This is a genomic window from Mesorhizobium sp. P5_C1 (assembly GCF_054049815.1).
The window spans coordinates 1-6,237 of record NZ_JBFULQ010000334.1; the positions used below are offsets into that span (position 1 = coordinate 1).

Annotated in this window: 11 protein-coding genes; 4 read left to right on the forward strand and 7 right to left on the reverse strand. The window is 62.5% G+C overall.

Annotated elements, in window-relative coordinates:
• Window positions 1-345: 345 nt before the first annotated feature.
• The gene (locus ACXJ7R_RS22210; protein ID WP_457153731.1) at window positions 346-486 is read right to left on the reverse strand and encodes a hypothetical protein; all 141 of its coding nucleotides are present in this window, start codon (window positions 484-486) and stop codon (window positions 346-348) included.
• Window positions 487-867: 381 nt separating this feature from the next.
• Here ACXJ7R_RS22210 and ACXJ7R_RS22215 point away from each other — a divergent pair, with 381 nt between their 5' ends.
• The 3 genes from ACXJ7R_RS22215 (at window position 868) to ACXJ7R_RS22225 (ending at window position 1,691) form a co-directional block, all read left to right on the forward strand.
• A complete protein-coding gene (locus ACXJ7R_RS22215) occupies window positions 868-1,128 on the forward strand; it encodes a hypothetical protein (protein WP_457153732.1) in 261 nt (86 codons plus the stop codon).
• 58 nt (window positions 1,129-1,186) lie between these two features.
• Complete coding sequence (locus tag ACXJ7R_RS22220) at window positions 1,187-1,438, forward strand: hypothetical protein (RefSeq protein WP_457153733.1); 252 nt, start codon at window positions 1,187-1,189, stop codon at window positions 1,436-1,438.
• Window positions 1,439-1,502: 64 nt separating this feature from the next.
• On the forward strand, window positions 1,503-1,691 hold the full coding sequence (locus tag ACXJ7R_RS22225) for a hypothetical protein (RefSeq protein ID WP_457153734.1): 189 nt from the start codon (window positions 1,503-1,505) through the stop codon (window positions 1,689-1,691).
• Here the strand turns inward: ACXJ7R_RS22225 and ACXJ7R_RS22230 are convergent.
• From ACXJ7R_RS22230 to ACXJ7R_RS22245, 4 genes are read right to left on the reverse strand one after another with little or no spacing between them, the layout of a single operon-like run.
• Entirely contained in the window at window positions 1,688-2,611 is a 924-nt protein-coding gene (locus ACXJ7R_RS22230; protein WP_457153735.1) for a TonB family protein, read from the reverse strand. The genes ACXJ7R_RS22225 and ACXJ7R_RS22230 overlap by 4 nt on opposite strands.
• Window positions 2,608-3,075 carry a TonB system transport protein ExbD gene (exbD, locus tag ACXJ7R_RS22235; protein WP_457153736.1) on the reverse strand — a complete coding sequence of 156 codons (468 nt, stop codon included), beginning with the start codon at window positions 3,073-3,075 and terminating at the stop codon, window positions 2,608-2,610. The genes ACXJ7R_RS22230 and exbD overlap by 4 nt, the downstream gene beginning before the upstream one ends.
• A gap of 26 nt (window positions 3,076-3,101) precedes the next feature.
• On the reverse strand, window positions 3,102-3,818 hold the full coding sequence (gene exbB / locus ACXJ7R_RS22240; protein ID WP_457153737.1) for a tonB-system energizer ExbB: 717 nt from the start codon (window positions 3,816-3,818) through the stop codon (window positions 3,102-3,104).
• Complete coding sequence (locus ACXJ7R_RS22245; RefSeq protein WP_280952795.1) at window positions 3,809-3,937, reverse strand: hypothetical protein; 129 nt, start codon at window positions 3,935-3,937, stop codon at window positions 3,809-3,811. The genes exbB and ACXJ7R_RS22245 overlap by 10 nt, the downstream gene beginning before the upstream one ends.
• A gap of 232 nt (window positions 3,938-4,169) precedes the next feature.
• Here ACXJ7R_RS22245 and ACXJ7R_RS22250 point away from each other — a divergent pair, with 232 nt between their 5' ends.
• Window positions 4,170-4,844, forward strand: a complete 675-nt coding sequence (locus ACXJ7R_RS22250) for a cysteine hydrolase family protein (RefSeq protein ID WP_457153738.1) — start codon at window positions 4,170-4,172, stop codon at window positions 4,842-4,844.
• 16 nt (window positions 4,845-4,860) lie between these two features.
• On the opposite strand, the gene ACXJ7R_RS22255 is transcribed toward ACXJ7R_RS22250, so the two are convergent.
• On the reverse strand, window positions 4,861-5,802 hold the full coding sequence (locus ACXJ7R_RS22255; RefSeq protein ID WP_457153739.1) for an LLM class flavin-dependent oxidoreductase: 942 nt from the start codon (window positions 5,800-5,802) through the stop codon (window positions 4,861-4,863).
• A gap of 137 nt (window positions 5,803-5,939) precedes the next feature.
• Window positions 5,940-6,237, reverse strand: a 298-nt coding sequence (locus ACXJ7R_RS22260) for a hypothetical protein (protein ID WP_457153740.1), incomplete at its 5' end; no start/stop codon positions are given.

Below are 6,237 nucleotides of genomic sequence, written 5' to 3' on the forward strand. Positions count from 1 at the left end.
CCGCCAAGCTGATATGCGACTACTTCCGGGTCGATGGAGCTGAACTGTACCGGGATCCCGGTGTCCCCGAGCCCAGGGGGCGTGGCCTGCCGCCAATTTCCGAGAGCCTGTTCCCTCAGATGATCCGCCCTCCCAGTCCATCGATCGCGGGAGGCACCTATTTCGTCTATTTTTTCGATTCCGCACCGCCCCGACCCGTTGATGCGATCGGTGACCTTCGTGCGGCGCGAAGCCGAAACTGGTCACCTTCAGAAGGGTCACCGGACGGTCGGAACGGCGGGGATCGGCATGGGCACAGGCGCGCGGCAACCACCATGGGGAGGCGAACTTGCGTCTGAACTGGATCTATTTCAGCGGCATCAACCGCCGCCAGACTGGCGAGCCGTCGCTGATCTCCGTGCAATAGGCCCCCATCTCCGAACCGACGCTGACGGGCAAGGCCATGCTTCTGACCGAGGCTTGGCCGGCATTCGTGTCCGTCATCATGCGGCGCGACATATCCAACATCCGCCCGAGGCACGCCATCAGCATGGAAAATGTCGTCAGGCTCGGCCATTCGAGCGTCGACCAGCTGGTGGTCAGCCTCACCCGGGACGGGCTAAGCCCTCCCGGCCACGCTGTTTACGCTAAATAAGAATAAAAATGCACCAAAAGAGCGCATACCAACGATTGTCAAACTCTGCATCTGAACAAAATCGATATTTTACACTTAACCGCCAGGAAAGATAAGTCGCAAGACCGCCTTTTGCGCGCTGCTTTACTATAATTTTAACAAACCATTAACTCTTTCGACCTTACCTTTCTTGTCGTGGATCCCCGTTTTTAGGGTCTTTCAACGGATCCCATGAGGGTCAAGAAGGGATGAAAATGGCCAAGAAAGCGACCCCCGCTCCGAAGCTGACGATTGCCGCCGGCACGCAGACTGTCTTCTTTTCGCAGGCCGGGGATATCGGCCAGAACATGATGCCTGCGGCGACCAATCATGGCCCGTCGGCGTGCCCCACCGCCGCGCTCGGTCATTCGGCGATCAACCGCTTGCTTGGTCTCGTTCGCCTCGCCGATGCGCCGATCTATGACCATATCGACACCGCAGACTGCCCACCTCCGGTGGGTCGGTCGATTAATTAGTCGGCTAAATATGTCAGTGACGCGTTCCCTGAGTTCCACCAGATGACAGGAGAAGCACGTGCCAAACCAATCCTTACGTCAGTCGGAGATCGATAGTCTTCAATACATCTCGTCGATGACCAATGAGCTCGTGCAGATGGCTGAAGCAAACCGCTTTCCCATGATCTCCTATCTGCTGGGCATGGCCTATGCCGAAGCCTTCGACGTCCTTCGCGGCGCACGGCCGGCCAGGCATCCGCAGCTCAGCGGCAACCCGCTGCACCCCAAGGCGCAGCCAAAAGACAATCGCGCTCACGCAAGGAGAGCGTAGCCGCATGCAAGCGCCAGCCGCATGCGCGGCGGCAGGTTCGACCCGTTGGGAGACACTGTGCGCGTTGCAAAGCCTGCTGCCGCTGCTGAAAAGAGCCGCCGCAGATCTCGGCAGCGCCGACATGGTCTCCTGGTTCGAACAGGCCGATACCGTGGTCGCCAACATCATCAAGGGCAGGCCGTCCGATGCGGCCGCCATTGCGGCCTTGATTGCATTTGCAGGCCGGCCTCATCTGAATATCAACAGACCTTAGTTGCGCAGGCTGAACACGAATGGTGCCGTGCGGCTTTGGCGCGCGCCAAGTTCCGACGGCGGTGCCGGCACGGTGGCGCCTTGCAACACGGCGAGCGCAGCACGGTCCAGATCGGCATCCCCGGAGGAACGGGTGAGCCTGGCAGACAGGACCCGGCCGGACGAGTCGACCGTGAAGGCGACATACGGCTTGCCTTCCACGCCTCGGGCCTTGGCTGAACTGGGATAGCGCGTGTGCCGCTTGATCCAGGCCCCCAGGCGGGAGTCCCATTTGCTGGAATCGCCGGACCGCGATACCGATTCCGCCGACTTCGGCGCGGCCGTCCTGGCGGCCGGCCTCGCATCGGCGCTGGCGATGCTCGCCGTGTTCGGCGGCGCCGCCGTCTCCTTCCTCGGCCGCGGTTTTGGTCTGTCGACAGGCTTTTTCGCCTTGGCCTCGACCGGTTTCTTGTCCTTGGGGGCCTCGACCGGCTTGGGTTGTGGCAATGGAATAGCCCCGTCGGGTGCGACGGCCTCGACAATATCGGGGACGACCTCATCCGGCGACGGCTGGTCGACCTGTTCAGCCACCTCGGTCCGGGTGGGTTCGGTCTCATCGGGCGGGACGACTTGCCGCTGTTCGACAACCGGCTGTGCCTTCTCGACCAGYTCGGGCGTCGGCTCGGTCTGATCGGGTGTCACCGCGTCCAGCACGGCCACCTGTTCCTCGACCGCCGGCATCACCACCATCGCCGCCATCTCGATCACCTGGGCCGGTGGCGGGCCACCATCGGCTTCGTCAACCATGCTGAAGGTCTGCACGGCATAGGCGACCGCGACATGGGCTCCAAGGACCAGCGCGGCCGCACCCGCCCACAAGCCAAGGTCGCGCCGGCTGAAGCGCGACAACTCGACCAAGGGCAAGGCGGCCACTTGCGTCATGGCACTGCTGCTCTGGTGGTGGCGGGCGCCGGGGCGTCGGCCGCGGGACCCGTTTCCAGGCCGACCAGCGCAATCTTCAGATAGCCCGCTCCGCGCAGCAGGTTCATCGCCTCCATCAGGTCGCCATAGGCCACCGCCTTGTCGGCGCGCAGGAAGATGCGCGTTTGCTTGTCGCCCTTCGTCCTGCTGTCCAACGTGGCGGCGAAAGCCAGGCGCGGGACGCTGTCGTTGCCGATCGCCAGCGTCAGATCGTCCTTCAGCGTCAGGAACAACGGTGTTTCCGGCCGCGGCGCGGGCGTAGCGGTCGAGCCCGGAAGATCGACATTGACATCCACCGTCGCCAGCGGTGCGGCGACCATGAAGATGATCAACAGCACCAGGATGACATCGATGAACGGGGTGACGTTGATCTCGTGGCTTTCCTCGAGATCGTCGTCCATGGTCTGTCGGATTCTGCTTGCCATCGCCTTGCTCCGCTAGCCCGCCGCCATCATTCCGCAGCCAACGCCGTTGCCGGCGCGACAGTGCGGAAGTCGAGGTCACGGCTGACCAGCCGTTCGACACCCGCCGAGGCATCGGCGAGGATCTGCCGGTAGCCGGCTATCGAGCGCGCAAAGACGTTGTAGATGACGACAGCCGGTATGGCAGCGACAAGACCCATCGCCGTGGCCAGCAGCGCTTCGGCGATGCCAGGCGCGACCACAGCGAGATTGGTGGTCTGCGCCTGCGAGATGCCGATAAAGGCGTTCATGATGCCCCAGACGGTACCGAACAACCCGACGAATGGCGCGGTCGAGCCGATCGTCGCCAGCAGGCCGGTGCCGCGCGACATGCGCCGTGACGCCGCCGCCTCGATGCGCGACAGGCGCGAGGTGACCCGTTCCTTCAGCCCGTCTCCCGAGACATGATCGAGCGCTCCGGCCGAGAGTGCGACCTCCTCTTCCGCCACCCGCGCCAGAAGCGCGCCGGGGCCGCTGCTGCAGTCGAGCGCACGGCTGGCCTGCTTCAAGGTGGCGGCATCGCTGATCGCCCGTACGGCATGACGGATGCGCAGCTTGCCGGCGAAAATCTCCAGCGATTTGGCCAGCCATACCGTCCAGGTGACGAGGGAGGCGAAGGCCAGCCCGATCATCACCGCCTTGACGATGATATCGGCCGCCATGAACATGCCCCATGGCGACAGATCGTGCGGCAAGGTCAATTCCATTGCTGTCGAAGGCCCTCCAGATCGAGCGAAACCGGAGCGAGCAGCGTCCGCTCGCCGACAGCAAAGCGCACCGCGTCGATGTGGAAGGCCGTCTGGGCATCAATTCCAGCCACGGTCATGGCTCTTCTCCAGTACGGCCGCCGCAATTCCAGATACTGGTTGTCGGCAGGCCGATGCCAGGTTAATTATAAAACATGATATTGCTAGTCAACATTGAAGGTGAGTGTAACGATCAATAATTGGTCGCGACCGTCAATATCGGCGCGAAATTCGGATCCGCGCCGCCGGCATCTGGTGTCGTCGCGTTGTTGCAAAGTGCTATGGTGCCGGCCCAAAAACCGGGAGCCAAAGATGATCAAGGCGACGCCCTTCGACTTCCCTTATGACGGCAGGCTGGTCGCCGAAAACACCGCGCTTGTCGTCATCGACCTGCAGCAGGATTTCCTGTCGACGACGGGCTATTTTGCCAGGCAGGGATATGACCCCTCGCCGCTGAGGGCGATCCTGCCGACCGTGGGCCGGCTGATCGCCGCCGCCCGCAAGGCCGGTGTCAGGATCATCCACACGAGGCAGGGTTATCGGGCTGACATGGCCGACATGACGCTTTACGAGAAATGGCGCCGCAAGCGCGCCGGTCTCGAAGGCACCGAGATCCTGCTTCGTTCAGGCCCGGGGTTTCAGATCGTTCCAGAGATCGACGTCGCGCCGCAGGACATTATCGTAGACAAGACCTGCAACAGCGCCTTCACCTATACGGATTTCGAGCTTGTGCTGCGCGCGCAAGGCATCACACATCTGATGTTTACCGGCTGCACGACGGATGTCTGCGTCCACACCACGCTGCGCGAGGCCTGCGACCGCAACTTTCAGTGCCTGACGATTTCCGATGCCTGTGCCAGCGGCGATCAAAAGGCCCATGAGGCAGCGCTTCATATGGTGACGGTCGAGGACGGCGTCTTTGGCGCGCTGGCGGAATCTGCCGCCGTCATCGAAGGCCTGTCGCGGCTGAGTGGCGCGACAGGTTGATGCCAAGGGCGCTTGCTCAGCCCGCTGCACGCACCACTTGCGGCACGCGCGGCGCATATGCACCGGGCTGCGGCACCTCCGCCTCACGACGCGCCAGCGAATTGCGCAGCAGGGCGATCGTTTCACGGCCGGCCGTTGCAATCTCGCGCGGCGTGTCGACGCCGACAATCATGAATTCATCGATCCCGAGAGCTGCATAGGCCAGTAGTGACAGGGCCGCCTGGGCCGACGGCCCGACAACATCGACCGCCTTGTGGCCGGCGGCGGAAGCGCCCCGGTGAATCCTGACCGGAAGCGCAAAGCGAAGCTTGCCGGCTCGGCCATGTTCGGCTGCGGCGCCCCGCACGCGCTCCATCAGCTGCCGGACCTCGTCGATCGAGCCTGGCGCCAGTTCGAAGACATCAGCATGCCGACCGGCCACCTTGAGCGCCGTTCCGGACTGCCCGCCCATGCGGATGACGAGATCGGCGCCGTGCGGACCCTTGCGCGGCACATAACCGCCCTTGATGCTGTAGAATGCGCCTTCATGGTCGAACGGCCGGTCGTTCGACCACAGCCGCTTCAACAGCACTAGATATTCGTCGATGTGCTGCCAGATGACCGTGTGCCCGACCGGCCGCGTTTCGGCATCGTCGTCGTTCAGCGGTTCGCTGATCATCCTGAGCGCCAGCCGTCCGCCGCTCTTCCTGTCGATCGACGCCAGCTGCCGCGCCGCCACCGTCGGTTCGACCACGCCCGCCCAGTGGGTGAGCACGACTTCCAGCGACGACGTCCGGTCCAGCACCTGGGCTGCAAGATCCATATTGGTCAACAGCCCGGCCGAATCGTCGACGACGATCTTTCTGAAGCCGCCATCCTCGATCAGCCCGAGCTTGGTCGCGGTCTCGGCAAAGTCGTAGAAAAAGGGAACAGCGGCGTCGGCGGTCTTGCTGGGGACATGCGTGAACTCGATCGGCATTGCCATCTCCTCCATCTCTGGAATCACTGATGCTGTGAAATTCGAATCCCAGCCGCGCGAAAGCGCACCGAGGATCCGGTTCATTCAACTCCGATTGCCTGAAAGCGTGGGCGGCTAGTCCCGGTCGATCTGACGACTCAGGGAATGAGGCCCAGAACAACTGCCCCGGTGAACACGAACGCAAGGGCAAAGACGATATAGGCGAAAGCACCGGCATAGGCCGGACGAAAGGCCTGGGCGTTGACCAGCCGCTGGCTGCTGCGATCCGTCTGGGCGTTCTGGATATAGGACATATCGACCTCCGTCTCGCCGGTTAATCTATAAAACTTGTAGACTTTGTCGATTGCTATTTTTCGACCATGGGTAGAATAATTTTCTGACATCTGATCAGGAATTGGTACCGAGTTGCTGGGACTGCGTGCTTTGGCCACAGCT

What these genes read in the sequence shown, in the direction of transcription:
- ACXJ7R_RS22210 (WP_457153731.1), bottom strand. Translation starts at nt 486, where the DNA reads ATGATGACGGACACGAATGCCGGCCAAGCCTCGGTCAGAAGCATGGCC.
- ACXJ7R_RS22215 (WP_457153732.1), top strand. Translation starts at nt 868, where the DNA reads ATGGCCAAGAAAGCGACCCCCGCTCCGAAGCTGACGATTGCCGCCGGC.
- exbD (WP_457153736.1), bottom strand. Translation starts at nt 3,075, where the DNA reads ATGGCAAGCAGAATCCGACAGACCATGGACGACGATCTCGAGGAAAGC.
- exbB (WP_457153737.1), bottom strand. Translation starts at nt 3,818, where the DNA reads ATGGAATTGACCTTGCCGCACGATCTGTCGCCATGGGGCATGTTCATG.
- ACXJ7R_RS22245 (WP_280952795.1), bottom strand. Translation starts at nt 3,937, where the DNA reads ATGACCGTGGCTGGAATTGATGCCCAGACGGCCTTCCACATCGACGCG.
- ACXJ7R_RS22250 (WP_457153738.1), top strand. Translation starts at nt 4,170, where the DNA reads ATGATCAAGGCGACGCCCTTCGACTTCCCTTATGACGGCAGGCTGGTC.
- ACXJ7R_RS22255 (WP_457153739.1), bottom strand. Translation starts at nt 5,802, where the DNA reads ATGCCGATCGAGTTCACGCATGTCCCCAGCAAGACCGCCGACGCCGCT.